The sequence below is a fragment of the Streptomyces sp. NPDC044033 genome, assembly GCF_056434425.1.
This window is the reverse complement of sequence record NZ_JBWKFF010000004.1, coordinates 235,079-249,661: the sequence shown is the minus strand read 5'-3', so window position 1 is coordinate 249,661 and position 14,583 is coordinate 235,079. Positions and strand designations below refer to the sequence as shown.

14 protein-coding genes are annotated in these 14,583 nt (G+C 73.6%); 7 read left to right on the top strand and 7 right to left on the bottom strand.

Annotated elements, in window-relative coordinates:
• The first annotated feature begins 33 nt into the window (after window positions 1-33).
• Window positions 34-933, top strand: coding sequence for a 1,4-dihydroxy-6-naphthoate synthase (locus AC07AB_RS10615; RefSeq protein ID WP_478563600.1), 900 nt, complete (start codon window positions 34-36; stop codon window positions 931-933).
• A 127-nt stretch (window positions 934-1,060) separates the two neighbouring features.
• On the opposite strand, the gene tgmC is transcribed toward AC07AB_RS10615, so the two are convergent.
• The 3 genes from tgmC to AC07AB_RS10600 all read right to left on the bottom strand — a co-directional run bounded on the left by tgmC (window position 1,061) and on the right by AC07AB_RS10600 (window position 3,023).
• Window positions 1,061-2,227, bottom strand: a complete 1,167-nt coding sequence (tgmC, locus tag AC07AB_RS10610; protein ID WP_478563282.1) for an ATP-grasp peptide maturase system methyltransferase — start codon at window positions 2,225-2,227, stop codon at window positions 1,061-1,063.
• The gene (locus AC07AB_RS10605) at window positions 2,224-2,499 is read right to left on the bottom strand and encodes a hypothetical protein (RefSeq protein ID WP_478563280.1); all 276 of its coding nucleotides are present in this window, start codon (window positions 2,497-2,499) and stop codon (window positions 2,224-2,226) included. Before AC07AB_RS10605 ends, tgmC begins: the two co-directional genes overlap by 4 nt.
• A gap of 140 nt (window positions 2,500-2,639) precedes the next feature.
• The gene (locus AC07AB_RS10600; protein WP_478563277.1) at window positions 2,640-3,023 is read right to left on the bottom strand and encodes a cold-shock protein; all 384 of its coding nucleotides are present in this window, start codon (window positions 3,021-3,023) and stop codon (window positions 2,640-2,642) included.
• Window positions 3,024-3,217: 194 nt separating this feature from the next.
• Between AC07AB_RS10600 and AC07AB_RS10595 the strand changes: the two genes are divergently transcribed.
• A complete protein-coding gene (locus AC07AB_RS10595; protein WP_478563274.1) occupies window positions 3,218-3,490 on the top strand; it encodes a hypothetical protein in 273 nt (90 codons plus the stop codon).
• On the opposite strand, the gene AC07AB_RS10590 is transcribed toward AC07AB_RS10595, so the two are convergent.
• Window positions 3,469-4,053 (bottom strand): HAD family hydrolase, encoded by a 585-nt coding sequence (locus AC07AB_RS10590; RefSeq protein WP_478563597.1) that lies wholly within the window; start codon window positions 4,051-4,053, stop codon window positions 3,469-3,471. The two genes, AC07AB_RS10595 and AC07AB_RS10590, sit on opposite strands and share 22 nt — an antisense overlap.
• Before the next feature lie 327 nt (window positions 4,054-4,380).
• Between AC07AB_RS10590 and AC07AB_RS10585 the strand changes: the two genes are divergently transcribed.
• The 4 genes from AC07AB_RS10585 (at window position 4,381) to AC07AB_RS10570 (ending at window position 8,579) form a co-directional block, all read left to right on the top strand.
• Entirely contained in the window at window positions 4,381-5,409 is a 1,029-nt protein-coding gene (locus AC07AB_RS10585; protein WP_478563271.1) for a FecCD family ABC transporter permease, read from the top strand.
• The gene (locus tag AC07AB_RS10580; RefSeq protein WP_478563268.1) at window positions 5,406-6,464 is read left to right on the top strand and encodes a FecCD family ABC transporter permease; all 1,059 of its coding nucleotides are present in this window, start codon (window positions 5,406-5,408) and stop codon (window positions 6,462-6,464) included. Before AC07AB_RS10585 ends, AC07AB_RS10580 begins: the two co-directional genes overlap by 4 nt.
• Window positions 6,461-7,375 (top strand): ABC transporter ATP-binding protein, encoded by a 915-nt coding sequence (locus tag AC07AB_RS10575; protein WP_478563266.1) that lies wholly within the window; start codon window positions 6,461-6,463, stop codon window positions 7,373-7,375. The genes AC07AB_RS10580 and AC07AB_RS10575 overlap by 4 nt, the downstream gene beginning before the upstream one ends.
• A gap of 211 nt (window positions 7,376-7,586) precedes the next feature.
• Window positions 7,587-8,579, top strand: a complete 993-nt coding sequence (locus tag AC07AB_RS10570; RefSeq protein WP_478563263.1) for an ABC transporter substrate-binding protein — start codon at window positions 7,587-7,589, stop codon at window positions 8,577-8,579.
• Window positions 8,580-8,811: 232 nt separating this feature from the next.
• Here the strand turns inward: AC07AB_RS10570 and AC07AB_RS10565 are convergent, their stop codons facing one another.
• From AC07AB_RS10565 to AC07AB_RS10555, 3 genes are all read right to left on the bottom strand, one after another.
• Window positions 8,812-9,891 (bottom strand): hypothetical protein, encoded by a 1,080-nt coding sequence (locus AC07AB_RS10565; RefSeq protein WP_478563260.1) that lies wholly within the window; start codon window positions 9,889-9,891, stop codon window positions 8,812-8,814.
• 378 nt (window positions 9,892-10,269) lie between these two features.
• Complete coding sequence (locus AC07AB_RS10560; protein ID WP_478563257.1) at window positions 10,270-10,686, bottom strand: hypothetical protein; 417 nt, start codon at window positions 10,684-10,686, stop codon at window positions 10,270-10,272.
• Between the two features lie 171 nt (window positions 10,687-10,857).
• On the bottom strand, window positions 10,858-11,814 hold the full coding sequence (locus tag AC07AB_RS10555) for a methyltransferase domain-containing protein (protein WP_478563255.1): 957 nt from the start codon (window positions 11,812-11,814) through the stop codon (window positions 10,858-10,860).
• Window positions 11,815-12,061: 247 nt separating this feature from the next.
• On the opposite strand from AC07AB_RS10555, the gene AC07AB_RS10550 reads away from it, so the two are divergent.
• Complete coding sequence (locus AC07AB_RS10550; protein WP_478563252.1) at window positions 12,062-14,548, top strand: helicase-associated domain-containing protein; 2,487 nt, start codon at window positions 12,062-12,064, stop codon at window positions 14,546-14,548.
• Window positions 14,549-14,583: the final 35 nt, after the last annotated feature.

Below are 14,583 nucleotides of genomic sequence, written 5' to 3'. Positions count from 1 at the left end.
GACCGACTCGAACCCGAAGAGGAGAGCACCCCCATGAACGAGCCTCTGAAGAGCGAGCCTCTGCCGCCTTCGCAGAGCGAGCCGCTGAAGATCGCGTACTCGCCGTGCCCGAACGACACCTTCGTCTTCGACGCGTGGGCACACGGCCGCGTCCCCGGCGCGCCCGCCCTCGATGTCACCTTCGCCGACATCGACATCACCAACGGCATGGCGGAGCGCGGCGAGTTCGACGTGCTCAAGGTGTCGTACGCGGTGCTCCCCTGGGTTCTCGACGACTACGCCCTGCTGCCCTGCGGCGGAGCCCTGGGGCGCGGCTGCGGCCCGCTCGTCCTGACGCGGGAGTCCCAGGAGGCCGGGGACCCGGCGAGCCTGCGCGGGAAGACCGTCGCGGTGCCCAGCGAGCGTTCGACGGCCTATCTGCTCTTCCGGCTCTGGGCGGCGTCCGAGGTGCCGGGCGGGGTCGGCGAGGTGGTCGTGCTGCCGTTCCACGAGATCATGCCCGCCGTCCGGGACGGGAAGGTCGACGCGGGCCTGGTCATCCACGAGGCGCGGTTCACCTATCAGGATTACGGTCTGCACCGCCTCGCCGACATGGGCGAGCACTGGGAGGCCACCACCGGCCTGCCCATCCCGCTCGGCGCGATCATCGCGAAGCGCTCGCTCGGCGCGGAGCGGCTGCGCGAACTGGCCGAGGCCGCCCGGACGTCCGTACGCATGGCATGGGACGACCCGGAGGTCTCCCGCCCGTACGTGCTGGAACACGCCCAGGAGATGGACCCGGCCGTCGCGGACCGGCACATCGGCCTGTACGTCAACGAGTTCACCGCCGACCTCGGCGAGGACGGCTACGCGGCGGTACGCGGCCTCCTCACCCGCGCCGCGGCCGAGGGACTCGTACCGCCCCTCGGCCCGAACGCGCTCACCTTCGCGTAACCACCGGAACCCACCGGACACCGGGGCCGGGCCGGCTCTGGCCCGGGGGGCGCGGGCCCGCTGAGGGCGCGCGCCCGCGCCCCCGAGCAGCGGGTGTCGTCGGGGCGAGGGCCCAGCACGGCCCCGGTCAGCCGGGAAGCTCCCAACTCCCACTGCCCTCCAGGGAAACCCGTTGACGGCCGGGTTCGGCGGAGAAGCCGAAGCGGGTCCAGTCCGGCCGTCGGGCCCGCGTCCACAGCGCGTGGGCCTCCTCCACCCAGCTCCACAGCCGGCGCGGGCCGCCCTGTTCGACGTAGCGGTATCCGGTGGCGTCCGGTTCGTAGACCTCGGCCCAGGAGGTATCGGGGGCGCGCAGGCCGAAGAGGTGACGGCCGCCGTTACCGGCCGTGTACGGGCGTACGCCGGGGAGATGGAGCTGGGCGAGGAAGGCGAACGCCTGGTCATCGAGGACCGCGGGGTCGAGCGTCGTACTGCCGGTGGTGTACTCCTCGGCGTAGTCGCCCTGGGGCTGAGGGTGGCGGGAGGGCATGAACCCCGCCCACCGCGGCAGGAAACGGCCCCTTGCCGTGCCGTCGCCGGTCACCTGAGCCAGCAGCATCGCGCCGCCGAGCAGGCCGGTGAGGTTGGTGAGGATCAGCCCGCCGGGCCGCGTCTGCGCGATCCACTCCGGCGGCACGTACGGCAGTCCGCAGGTGGCGACCACCCGGTCGAAGGGGGCGTGCTCGGGGCTGCCGCTGCGCCCGTCACGCACGGCCAGACGGGGCCGGTACCCGAGGTGCGCCAGCCGGCCGCGGGCCCGGTCGACGAGGCGCGCGTCGATGTCGACCGAGGTGACGCGCTCGCTCCCGAGGCGCTCGCACAGCAACGCCGCGTTATAGCCGGTGCCGGTGCCGATCTCCAGCACGGTGTCGCCGTCGGCCAGGCGCAGGGCGGCGAGCATCCGCGCCATGAGACCGGGGGCGGTCGAGGAGCTGGAATGCTGTCCGTATCCGCTGCCGGCGGCGAGGAACTCCTCGACCGGGCGGCCCTCGATCTGGGTCACCAGCGTGGTGTCGGAGTACACGGCGTCCAGCCACTGCCCGTACTGGCCGGGGGCGTCGCCGGAAACGAGCTCGTAGCGGGTGCCCCGGTCGCTGAGCGCGGTACGGGCGAAGTGCCCGACGAATTCATGACGGGGCACCCGCGCGAACGCCTCCCGCCACACCGGGTCGGTGATGTCCCCGGTCTTCTCCAGCGCGTCGGCCAGGGCCCTGGCATGCTCCCGCCAGGCGCCGGTTCCGTGAGAGCCGTTCACGTGGTTCCGTCCCCTCGGGTCAGGACATCGGCGAGCGCCGGGGCGATCGGCAGACCGCACTCGGCGGCGAGCCACCCCCATTCACCGTTCTGGTTCGTCTCCAGGAAAACGACGTCGCCGTCCGGGGTGACGATCAGATCGCAGGCACCGTAGACAAGGCCGAGCCGGGCGTGCAGGACGACCAGGGCCTCGCGGACGCGCGCGCTCGCGGCCTGGCCGCGCGTACGTGCCCGCTCGCGGTCCTGCGCGGCGAGGGCGCCGCATCGGCGCACGACCTGCCGTGAGTTCCGCCCTTCCGGTCCGGACAGCCGACGCCCCGCAGCGAGGGCGCCACCGTGCCTCCCCGCGCCGGAGGGGCACGGCCCGCCCGTCCACGCCGCGCGGGAACCGGTGAACCGGACCGGTCACATCCTCAGACGTCCAGCTGGTCCGCCACCGCCCGCAGCATGCCCGCGATCTTTCCGCCGTGGGCCTTGTCGGGGTAGCGGCCCCGCTCCAGTTGCTGGGTGACGTTCTCCAGGAGCGTGGTGAGGTCCTGGACGATCGAGGCGAGTTCGTCGGGCTTGCGGCGCTGTGCCGCCGCGACCGACGGGGCGGGGTCGAGGAGCGTCACGGTGAGCGCCTGGTCGCCGCGCTGGCCCGCTACGACACCGAATTCAACGCGCTGGCCGGGCTTGAGCGCCTCGACTCCGTCCGGGAGTACTGAGGAGTGCACGAAGACGTCGCCGCCGTCGTCACGGGAGAGAAAGCCGAAGCCCTTCTCGCTGTTGAACCACTTGACCTTGCCGGTAGGCACGTCTGTCCTCGTCCTCGTACTCGTCGGGAAAAGCAGCTGAAAACGGCTCTGGATAGCACTACAGCGGGCCGCAAGACCCGCCATCACCAAGGCTAATGGTCCCGGGCCCGGTGACAAGACGTCTTCGGGTGGTTCCGCAGCGCTTTGGTCCATGGGGACAAACGCCCCGGGGCTAGGGGACCTACCCTGTTGAGGTGAGTGATACTCCTTCCGCCGGGGTCCTGACCCCCGCGCCCTCAAGCCCCAAGCACGCCGGTGACCTGCTCGTACGGATCGGTGCGATCGTCTTCATGGTCGGCGCGGTGGCCACCCTGGTCACCGTCGCCCCGCTGTTCCTGGGCCTGCACCCGCTGCCGTCGGCCGCTTATGTCGTCTGCATGCTCATGGGCGTCGGCTTCGTCATCGCCGCGGCGGGCGTGCTGCGCTCGATCTCGCAGGAGCGGCGTCAGGCCCGTTCCCTGACATAGCCGCGCACCCACTCGGGGAACTCCGTCAGGTCGTCGAGCACGGCGTCCGCGCCCTCCGAGCGCAGTTCGTCCGCGCCGCACGGCCCGGTCGCCACCGCCACGGACAGCGCACCGGCCGTACGCGCCCCGCGCACGTCCCCGGTGTGGTCGCCGACGTAGACGGCCGCCCCGTACTCGTGCAGCGCCTCGGCCTTGGCCTCGGCCCACAGTGAACCGATCACGGCGTCGGCGCCGATGCCGAGCCGCTCCAGGTGCAGTTTGGCGTTGGGCTCGTGCTTGGCGGTGACGACGATGGTCCGCCCGCCCAGTTCGCGCACGGCTGCCACCGCCTCCCGCGCGCCCGGCATGGCGAGCGTCGGCTCGATGGCGTATTCGGGGTACATCTCGCGGTAGCGGTCGGCGATCGGCTTGATCCGGTCGGCGGGGAACCAGTGCGCGAGCTCCAGTTCCAGCGGCGGGCCGAGGCGGGTGGTGGTGAGGTCGGCGTCGATGTACACGCCCGTCTCCGCGGACAGCGCCGAGAACGCGGCCCGGATGCCGGGCCGGGAGTCGATCAGGGTCATGTCGAGGTCGAAGCCGACGGTGAAGACGGGCTCGGCGGAGCGGACAGTGGGCTGGGCGGCCGGCTGGGCGGCGGACCGGGCAGTCGACTGGGCGGCGGGCTCGTGGTTCGGGGTATGCGGGGACATGCCGAACATTGTGCCGCGCCCCTGCCCGTACACTTAGCGTCGCCTAACCACAACTCCGAACCGCGTCGACCAGCGCGAACCAGCCGACCGGCGCCGTGCGGCACGTAACCGACCAGCCCAGAGCAGCACAGAGCAGCACCGGCCGGCCTGTACAGCGGGGAGCAGCAGCGCCGACCCGCACCGACCCGCGAAGTGGAAGCGATGTCAGCCGTCCCGATCAGCAGCCCCAGATCGCATCTGGTGCGGCGCCGCATCGGCTGGACGGCGGCCGCTGTCGCCGCCCTGCTGGTCGCGGTCCTGCTCAGTCTCTCCATCGGCAGCAGCCAGATCGCACCGTCCAAGGTCGTCGACGCGCTGCTGCACGGCGGCACCAGCAACAGCGCCGAGATCGTACGGTCCATGCGGCTGCCCCGCACCGTCGTCGGCCTGATGGTCGGCGCCGCCCTCGCCATGGCCGGCACGGTCCTCCAGGGCATCACCCGCAACCCCATCGCCGACCCCGGCGTCCTCGGCATCAGCCAGGGCGCCTCGGTGGGCGTGGTGCTGGCCATCGCCTTCGCCGGGGTGCACTCGCTCACCGGGTACGTGTGGTTCGCCTTCGCGGGCGCGGGCCTCGCGTCCGTCGCCGTCTACGCGGTGGCCACCAGCGGGCGCGGCGGGGCGACCCCGGTGAAGCTGGCGCTCGCGGGCGCCGCGATCAACGCGCTGCTCGCCTCGGTGTCGCACGCGGTCCTCACCACCCGGGCCGCGGCGCTGGACGAGTTCCGTTTCTGGCAGGTCGGCTCGCTGGCCGGTCGCGACGCCGGGCTGGTCGGCCAGGTCTGGCCGTTCCTGCTGGTGGGGCTGGTGCTGGTGTTCTCGGTGGCGCGCGGCCTGGACGCGCTGGCGCTGGGCGAGGACGTCGCCAAGGGGCTCGGCCAGAACGTCGCCGTCGTACGCGTCGTGGCCGGCCTCGGCGCGACGGTCCTCACCGGCGTGGGCGTCGCGGCGGCCGGGCCGATCGCCTTCGTCGGCCTGGCGGTCCCGCACATCGCCCGCGCGATCGTCGGCACCGACCACCGGTGGGTGCTGCCGATGGCGGCCCTCGTCGGCCCGGTCATGCTGCTCGTCTCCGACGTCATCGGCCGTATCGTCTTCCCGCCGAGCGAGGTGCCGGCGGGCGTGATGACCGCGCTGATCGGGGTGCCGTTCCTGGTGACCCTGGTCCGCCGGAAGGCGGTGGCCTCATGACCGCGGCCCCCGCTGCCGTACGCCCCGCCGGGTACACGCTCGTACGGGCCGGACGCGGCTCCTTCCTGCTGCACCGGCGGGCGGCTCTCGTCGCCGTGGCGCTGGCCGCGCTGCTGGCCGCCGCGTGCGTGGCGTACCTGTGCGTCGGCGAGTCCTTCGTGGCCCCCGGCGAAGTGGTCAAGGTCCTCCTCGACCGGCCGTCCCCCGACGAACTGGTCGTCGGGACGCTGCGGCTGCCGCGCATGACGGTGGGGCTGCTGGTCGGCGCCGCCTTCGGGATCGCCGGGGCGCTGATCCAGACCGTGGCGCGCAACCCGCTCGCCAGCCCCGACATCATCGGCGTCACCCAGGGCGCGAGCGCGCTGACGGTGGGCGCGATGACGCTCGGCGTGACCTCGTACGCGACGCTGCCCTACCTCTCCGTGGCGGGCGGGCTGGTGGCGGCCGCGCTCGTCTACGTCTTCGCGTGGCGCGGCGGGCTGCACGCCGCGCGGTTCGTCCTCATCGGCATCGGGTTCGCGGTCGCGCTGCGCTCCGTCACCCAGCTGTTCCTGACCAAGGGCGACTACCTCGTGGCCCAGCAGGCCCAGGTGTGGATGACCGGCTCGCTCAACGGGCGCGGTTGGGACGAGGCGGCGCCGCTCGCCTGGGCGCTGCTGCTGCTCAGCCCGTTCGTGCTCTGGGCGGCCCGGGCGCAGCGCACCGTCTCGATGGACGACGACACCGCGACGGCGCTGGGCGTACGGCTGGGCCGGGTGCGGCTCGGGCTGGTGGCGCTCGGCGTGGTGCTCGCGTCGATGGCCACGGGCGCGGCGGGGCCGGTGGACTTCGTGGCGCTGCTCGCCCCGCAGATCGCCCGCCGGGTGACGCGCACCGCGCAGATCCCGCTGCTGTGCTCGGCGCTGCTGGGCGCGTTCATCGTGGTGGTGGCGGACCTGCTGGCGCGCCGGCTGTTCGCGCCGACGGAGCTGCCGGTGGGCGTGCTGACGGCCGTCATCGGGGCCCCGTATCTGATCTGGCTCATCATCCGCAGCCGTACCGGAGGAAAAGCGTGACCGAGGCAGCGGACACCACCGCGGACAGGACCCCGGCCGGGCCCGCGAGCAGGCTCACCGCCCGGGACCTGACCCTCGCGTACGAGGACCGTACGGTCGTCGACGGCCTGGACCTGGACGTCCCGCACGGCGAGGTCACCGTCATCGTCGGCCCCAACGCCTGCGGCAAGTCGACGCTGCTGCGGGCGCTCGGCCGGCTGCTCAAGCCGCGGAGCGGCGCGGTGCTGCTGGACGGCGCCGAGCTGAGCCGCATCCCCACCCGCAGGATCGCGCAGGCGGTCGGCCTGCTGCCGCAGACGCCGGTCGCACCCGACGCGATCACCGTCGCCGACCTGGTGGCCCGCGGCCGCCAGCCGCACCAGCACTGGTGGCGGCAGTGGTCGGACGAGGACGAGCGCGCGGTCACGGACGCCATGGAGCGTACGGACACCACCGAGCTCGCCGAACGGTCCGTGGACGAACTCTCGGGCGGCCAGCGGCAGCGCGTGTGGATCGCGATGGCCCTGGCGCAGGAGACGGACCTGCTGCTCCTCGACGAGCCGACGACCTACCTGGACATCTCGCACCAGGTGGAGGTCCTGGACCTGGTGCGCCAGCTCAACCACGAACGCGGCCGGACGATCGTCGCGGTCCTGCACGACCTCAACCAGGCGGCCCGCTACGCCGATCACCTGGTGGCCATGAAGAATGGCCGGATCGTGGCGCGGGGCCGTCCCTCGGAGGTCGTCACGGCGCGGCTGGTGCGCGAGGTCTTCGGCCTGGAGTCGGTCGTGGTCCCGGACCCGGTGACGGGCAGCCCGCTGGTGGTGCCGGGCGCGCCGTGGCAGGCGGGGGCCGGAGCCGGTACGGCCGTACGGGGCGCGCGAGGCGTTCAGGACGGCGCGCGGGAGGACGGGGACGGCCCGCGGTAGGCAAGGGGCGACGTACGGGACGCGGCGCGGGAGGACGGGGACGCCGCACCGGAGGTACGGGACGCCGCGCGGGAGGTACGGGACGCCGCGGCGGAGCCGAGTGGCGCGGCGTCGGCCGGGGCAGTCTCAGCTCGCGGCGCACAGCCCGCCGGGGCCGACGGGGAGGACGGAGGCGCCGACGGGCCCGCCCCCACCGACGAGAGGTCCTGACATGCATCGCACTCTCCGCCGCCGTGGTGCGGCGGCGGGCTTGCTGGCTCTGGCCACCGCCCTCACGCTGTCGGCCTGCGGCTCGGACTCACGGCCGGGACCGGGACCGGACCACGGAACGGCCTCGGGCTCCGGTACGCACACCGTGAAGACGGCCATGGGGGACGTGACGGTCAAGGACCACCCCCAGCGCGTCGTCGTCCTCGACACCGCCGAACTCGACTCCGCGATCACCCTCGGCGTACGGCCGGTCGGCGCGACGCACGCCGACGTCGCGACCGGGTTCCTCGACTACCTGCCCAAGGGCGCGGTGTCCGGCATAAAGGACGTCGGCGGGATCGCCGCGCCCAACCTGGAGGCCGTCGCCGGGCTCAAGCCGGACCTGATCCTCACCAACAAGGACCGGGACGCGACGCGTTACGAGGAGCTGTCGCAGATCGCCCCGACCGTGATGACCGGCACCACCGGCTTCCCGTGGAAGTCCAACTTCACCACGCACGCGGCGGCGCTCGGCAAGGCGGACGAGGCGAAAAAGGTCGTCGCCGACTACCTCGCACACGCGAAGCGGGTCACCGCCGCGCTGGGCGGCAGGGAGAAGGCGGAGGCCACGGAGGTCAACGTCGTGCGGTTCGTGGAGGGCGCGGACATCCGCATCTACGGCAGGCAGAACTACATCGGCACCCTCCTCGCCGATGTCGGCCTCGGCCGGCCCGCCATCGTGGACAAGGCGAAGGACGGGTTCTCGTACGACGTCAGCCCCGAGCAGATCGACAAGGCCGACGCCGACGCCGTCTTCACGTCCACCTACGGCGACCCGCGGAAGTCGAAGGAGTCGCAGGCCACGGGCAGCGCGCTGTGGAAGAACATGAAGGCCGCGAAGAACGGCCGGACGTTCAAGGTCGACGACCAGCTGTGGATCCAGGGCATCGGCTACACGGCGGCCGACAAGATCCTCGACGAACTCCAGACGGACCTGACGAAGAAGCGGACCTGAGAAGGCGGCAGGTCTGACGGGGAGGCGGACCCGACGGGAGGCGGACCCGACGGGGAGGCGGACCGGACCGGGCGGCGGACCGGACCAGGCAGCGGATCGGACCGGACGAGGAAGCGGTCCCGGCGAGGAAGCAGGCCGGATCGGGCAGCGGACCGGACCAGAGATCAATGGCCGGAGATCTATAGCCGGTGATCAGTAGCAAGGGCCGGGGGCCGCCGCCCGGCGGCAGGCCCTAGACCTGCCGCCGGGCCCGCCAGATGAGGAAGGCCGCCGAGGCGACGGCGGCGACGCGGACGACCACGGGCCAGGTCTCGGAGAGAGCCGGGCCCATCTGCCCCTGTGGTATCCGATCGCCCCAGTGCCCGGCGGACCGGCCCCACAGCCATACGATCCCGCCCGCCAGCGTGAGCCCCGGCACGACCATCACGGCCCACTGCGACTCCGTACGGGACAGCCGGCGCGTGCTGTAGGCGAGCGCCCAGCCCAGGCCGAGGACGATCCAGTTGCCGAGCACGGCGCCCACGACGAGGAGGACGGCGGCGATGAGGATCAGCGGGCTCATCCGGACGCCGGAGCTCTCGCGCGGACCGCGGCGCGGCATGATCCGCAGCCGGCGCCGGCCCGCCGCGCCCGCTACGGCCTCCTCTTCCTCGGCCGCCTCTTCTTCGGCCTCGGCCTCGTCGTCCTCGGCCGGCGCCTGCTCGACGGGCCCGCGGGCTCCGGACTCCGGCTTCGGTTTGGGCGGAGGCTTGAGTATTTCGGGTATCTCGATGCCGCCGACGAAGCCGTGCACGGTCTCGCCCTCGGTGAACGGCACCGGTTCGATCCGCCACCAGTCCGGGGCGTCCACGCCCGATCCCAGCTCGTCCTCGCCCGCGAGGTGGGGCGGCAGCGCGGCCGTAGGGGAACGCTCGGGCTCGCCCTCGGTGCGCGGCGCGGGCACCTTGGCGGCGGACCCGCCCCGGCCGCCGCGCCCCGCGAGGCCGGTGAGCCCCGAGAGCTTCTCGCGCGCGGACGTACGCGGTCGCCCCGTGACGGGCGAGTGCACGGGCGCGGCGTTGGCCCCGTCCGTACCGCCGTCGGCCGGACCCGCGCCCTCCACGATCTTGTCGGGGGTGCCCATTTTGGTCAGGATGCGCTTCACGGCGCTGGGGTTCTCCGCCATGCCGAGGGCCGCGCGCTGCTGGTCGATCTCGCTGCGCAACCGCGCCACCAGGCGCATTCGGTCGCCGGACGGCAGCCCGCGCTGCTGAGCCAGGTCTCCGACCCGGCTCAAATAGTCATAAACGAGCTGATCGCTCTCGATCCCCACCAAATCCCCTACGGGCCCGTTCGGTTGCCGCCCCCGACGGTACCGCGCGGGCCCCACCCGCGCAGTGCCCACCACGCCCACCGGGGCGCACGGCGAATTCACCCGACCAGCGGCTGGGCTGCCCTGCCGGAACCGCGAACGGCGCACCTCGCGGACCGCAACCGGCTTCCGTACGGAGGAGACTGGCGGGCCGTCAAGGGTGGGACTGAGGGCGCGAGCTGAACCGAACCCGACCGGGCCCCGGCGAGCGGCGCGCATGGCGCCCCGGGGGCCCGGCCGGTTCTCAGAACGTCAGGCGGTCGGGACGTCAGACCGTCAGCACACAAGCCATCAGCCCGTCAGTCCGTCAATCCGTCAATCCGTCAGCCCATCAACCCGTCAGTCCCAGACGATGGAGTAATGGGTGAGCGGCTCGCCGTTCTCGAAGAAGTAGACGATGCAGTTCACGCCGCGTGCGGTGGGCAGCACATCGGTGTCGTTCCAGGTGCCCCCGGCGGCCACCTCCCGCTCCTTGACCACGGTCTTGCCGTTGCCGTCGCCGTACTCGATCTCGACCCGCACCGTGCGCGCCTCGGCACAGTTCACGTTCCACGCGGTGGCCGCCCGCCAGCCGTCGGCGGTCTTGACCTCGTTGCCCTCCGCGATGGCGTCGCACGCGGTCGCCGCCTTCGCCGTCGGGGCGGAAGCGTGGGAAGTGGGGGAAGCCGCGAAAGCGGGGGAAGCGCTCAGCGCGGCGACTGCCGCCAGCGCGAGGGCGGCAGCCGGGGCGGCGACTAACGACGTGACTCTCTGCATGGTCGTCAACTCCTCAGTGACAGGGCCGGACTTCGGGTTTTCGCCCGGCCGTCACCGCCACTCTCACAGAAGCGGATCAAGAGGGGATCGACGCGGTATCCAGACGAAGGGGACTATGTCGCCCATCGCCCGTCACCCACCGCCCATCCCCCGCCCTCGCCCCCGCGCGCGTCAGTCCCCCTCCTTGCGCAGCAACAGCAGGTAGTAGTCCACGTGGTCCCGGCAGAAGTCGCGGAAGGGCTCCATCAGCGGGTCGGTACGGGCCGTCATCTCCTTCCCGTACCGCTCCTCGATCTCCTTCCGCCGCTCCTGGTACAGCGCGTTCATCAGCTCGCCGGACAGCACCGCGTTGGACGTCATGCTCTGGATCTTCGTGACGCGGAACCCGGCCTCCTCCACCTCGCTGAGCAGTTCTCCGAACGGCCGGATCGGCGGACAGGTCCACAGCTGGGTGTAGGCGGCCACCCCCGCCTCGTCCGGGACGCCGCGCAGCGTGAAGTCCGTCATCAGGAACCGCCCGCCCGGCCGCAGCACGCGGTACGCCTCGCGCAGCCCGGCGGGGCGGTCCGAGAGGTGCGGGATGCAGTCGATGGACCAGGCGGCGTCGAAGGAGGCGTCCGCGTAGCCGAGCTCCATGGCGTTCGCGCGGGCGAACTCCACCCGGTCCGCCACAGACGCCCGCCCCGCCGACGGGGCCCGCCCCGCCCCCGAGGCCCGGTCCGCCACAGACGCCCGCCCCACCACCGCCTCCGCCGACGCCTGCAGCCGCTCCTCGCAGTGCGCCAGCTGCCCCCTGCTGACCGTGATCCCGGTGACCCGCCCCCCGCTGCGCTCCGCCAGCCGGATGGCGGGCCCGCCGGTGCCGCACCCGATGTCGAGCAGATGGGCGTCCGGCCCCAGGTCGATGGTGTCGATCAGGAACTCGGTCTGCTGGTCCTGCCCGATGTCGGCGAGGCCGACCAGGGAGGAGACGGGCGAACGCTCGCCGTGCGGTACGTACATGCCGATATGGACGGCGGTCCCGCCGAGCAGCATGCCGAGCATGTCGCCGAACTCGTCGTACATCGCCCCGACCTCGTCGGGTGTGGGGGCGGGGCTGCCGCCTGCGCCGTGTGCTGTCGCTGCCATGGTGATTCCCCTCAACTCAACGCCGAGACGCGGTCAGAACCAGGGAGTGCGAAGGTGCGCGCGTGCCGCAGACGACGCTAGCCGAGCCCCACCGCCACGGACACCCCGCACGGACCGCCCGGGGGCTCCCCGCCGCCGGAGCGCGGGAGAAACCGGAGCGCGCGCCCCTCCCCCAGCCGGGCGCCGCCCGGCCCCGCGCACCCAAACCCCCACAAGCCCAGCGGGGCGCTCCGGTACCGTTGGCAGAATGACCACCGCGCGGCATCGGGACCCCGCCCACAGCGACACCCCTCCAGGAGCGCCCCGCACGCTCGCCGAAGAGCTGCGCACCCGCCCCGACGACGGCCTCGCCGCCCTGCTGCACGCCCGCCCGGACCTCCTCACCCCCGTGCCCGGCGACCTCACCCAGCTGGCCACCCGCGCCGGGACCCGCGCCTCCGTCGTACGGGCGCTGGAGCGCCTGGACCGGTTCGCCCTCCAGACCGCCGAGGCGCTGGCGGTGGCCCCGGACCTCTGCCCGTACGAACGCCTCAGCGCGCTCATGACGGGCCAGAACCCCGAACCGCACACCGAGGCCACCGTCCGGAACCTGCCGCACGCCGTGGCGACCCTCCGCGCGCAAGCCCTCATCTGGGGCGCGGACGACCGCCTCCGCCTCGTCCGCACGGCGCGCGAGCTGCTGTCGCCCTCCCCCACGAACCCGTCGCCCACGGGCCTGGGCCCCACCGTGGCCGAGGCGACGGCCGGCATGTCGCCGGGCCGTCTCCAGGGGATCATCGGGGCGGCCGGGCTGACGGCGACGCACGACCCGGTCTCGGCCGTCACGGCGCTGGCGGAGCTGTTCGGCGACCGTACGCGCATGGCGGCGCTGCTCGGGCAGGCGCCGCCGCGGTCCGTGGAGGTCCTGGACCGGCTGGTGTGGGGCCCGCCGTACGGTTCCGTGACCGCGCATCCGGCCCCGCACCTCCAGTGGCTGCTGGACCGCGGCCTGCTCCTGCCCTCCGCGCCGGGCAACGTGGTGCTGCCGCGGGAGGCGGCGCTGTACCTGCGCGCGGGGCTGGCGCACCGTACGACGGAGCCGACGCCGCCCGCGCTCGTACCGGCCGCCGAGTACGGCGCGCGGGCGGTGGACGCGTCGGCGGCGGCCCAGGCGTTCACGGCGCTGACCACGGTCGAGGAGCTGCTCAAGGAGTGGGAGACGGGCACCGGCCCGCTCGTGCTGCGGGCCGGCGGGCTGAGCGTGCGCGACCTGAAGCGGGCGGCGTCGGTGCTGGACGTGACGGAACCGGTGGCGGCGTTCTGGATCGAGCTGGCGTACGGGGCGGGACTGCTGGCCTCGGACGGCGAGACCGATGAGCGCTACGCGCCGACACCCGCGTACGACGACTGGCTGGCGCTCCCGGCCGAGGACCGCTGGGCCCGGCTGGCGACGGCGTGGCTGGCGGGGACCCGTACCGCGGGGCTGGTGGGGACCCGCGACGCGAAGGCCCGTACGCTCGCGGCGCTCGGCCCGGACCTGGACCGCTCGCAGGCGCCGGACGTCCGGGTCCGCGCGCTGCGGCTGCTGGCGGAGGCGCCGGAGGGCACGGCGGTGACCCCGGACTCCCTGCTGGCCCGGCTCCGCTGGGAACGCCCGCTGCGCGGCGGGGCCGCCTCGGAGACGACGGACCTCCGCTCGCGCATCGCGCGCTGGACGCTGGCGGAGACGGAGCTGCTGGGGGTTACGGGCCGGGGCGTGCTGGCGGCGCACGGCCGGGCGCTGCTGGGGCCGCCGGAGTCGCGCCTCCAGGAAGCGGCGGAGCTGCTGGCCCCGCTCCTGCCGACCCCGCTCGACCACGTACTCCTCCAGGCGGACCTGACGGCGGTGGCACCCGGCCCGCTGGAGCGCCCGCTGGCGGCCATGCTCGGCGTGCTGGCCGACGTGGAGTCGAAGGGCGGCGCCACGGTCTACCGCTTCACGCCCGGCTCGGTGCGGCGCGCGCTGGACGCGGGCAGGACGGCCGTGGACCTCCAGGCGTTCCTGACGGAGCACTCGCGGACCCCGGTGCCGCAGCCGCTGGCGTATCTGATCGACGACGTGGCCCGCAAACACGGCCGGCTGCGGGTGGGCGCGGCCTCGGCGTACCTGCGCTGCGACGACGACGCGTTGCTGGCCGAGATCCTGGCCGACCGCCGCTCGGCGAACCTGCGGCTGCGCCGCCTGGCCCCGACGGTCCTCGCCGCGCAGACCGCCCCGGACGCGCTCCTGGAGGGGCTGCGCGCCATGGGTTACGCGCCCGCCGCCGAGTCCGCCGAGGGCGACGTCGTCGTGGCCCGCGCCGACGCCCACCGCACCCCGGCCCGTACCGCGCCCGCCCCCGTGCCGGACGGCCCGCCGGTCCCGGACGAGACGCTGCTCGGCGCGGCGGTACGGGCCATCAGGGCCGGCGACCTGGCGGCCACCGCCGAACGCAAACCGTCCCAGACCCCCTCCTCCCCGCCCCCCGCCAACGGCCGCCTGCCCCGCACCACCTCCGCCGAGACCCTGGCCACCATGCAGGCGGCGGCCCTCACCGGCTCCGCCGTATGGATCGGCTACGTCAACGCGGACGGGGCGGCCAGCCAGCGCGTCATCGCCCCGGTGCGGGTGGAGGGCGGCTTCGTGACGGCGTACGACCACACGGCCGACGAGGTCCGTACGTACCCGCTGCACCGCATCACGGGCGTGGCGGAACTGGCGGACGACCCGGCCTGAACCACGGGGCAGGCGGCTTCATTTGCGCCTCCCCT

Excerpts from the sequence above, each read along its gene's own strand:
- AC07AB_RS10615 (WP_478563600.1), top strand. The coding sequence starts at position 34 with ATGAACGAGCCTCTGAAGAGCGAGCCTCTGCCGCCTTCGCAGAGCGAG.
- AC07AB_RS10590 (WP_478563597.1), bottom strand. The coding sequence starts at position 4,053 with ATGACCCTGATCGACTCCCGGCCCGGCATCCGGGCCGCGTTCTCGGCG.
- AC07AB_RS10585 (WP_478563271.1), top strand. The coding sequence starts at position 4,381 with ATGTCAGCCGTCCCGATCAGCAGCCCCAGATCGCATCTGGTGCGGCGC.
- AC07AB_RS10580 (WP_478563268.1), top strand. The coding sequence starts at position 5,406 with ATGACCGCGGCCCCCGCTGCCGTACGCCCCGCCGGGTACACGCTCGTA.
- AC07AB_RS10570 (WP_478563263.1), top strand. The coding sequence starts at position 7,587 with ATGCATCGCACTCTCCGCCGCCGTGGTGCGGCGGCGGGCTTGCTGGCT.
- AC07AB_RS10560 (WP_478563257.1), bottom strand. The coding sequence starts at position 10,686 with ATGCAGAGAGTCACGTCGTTAGTCGCCGCCCCGGCTGCCGCCCTCGCG.
- AC07AB_RS10555 (WP_478563255.1), bottom strand. The coding sequence starts at position 11,814 with ATGGCAGCGACAGCACACGGCGCAGGCGGCAGCCCCGCCCCCACACCC.
- AC07AB_RS10550 (WP_478563252.1), top strand. The coding sequence starts at position 12,062 with ATGACCACCGCGCGGCATCGGGACCCCGCCCACAGCGACACCCCTCCA.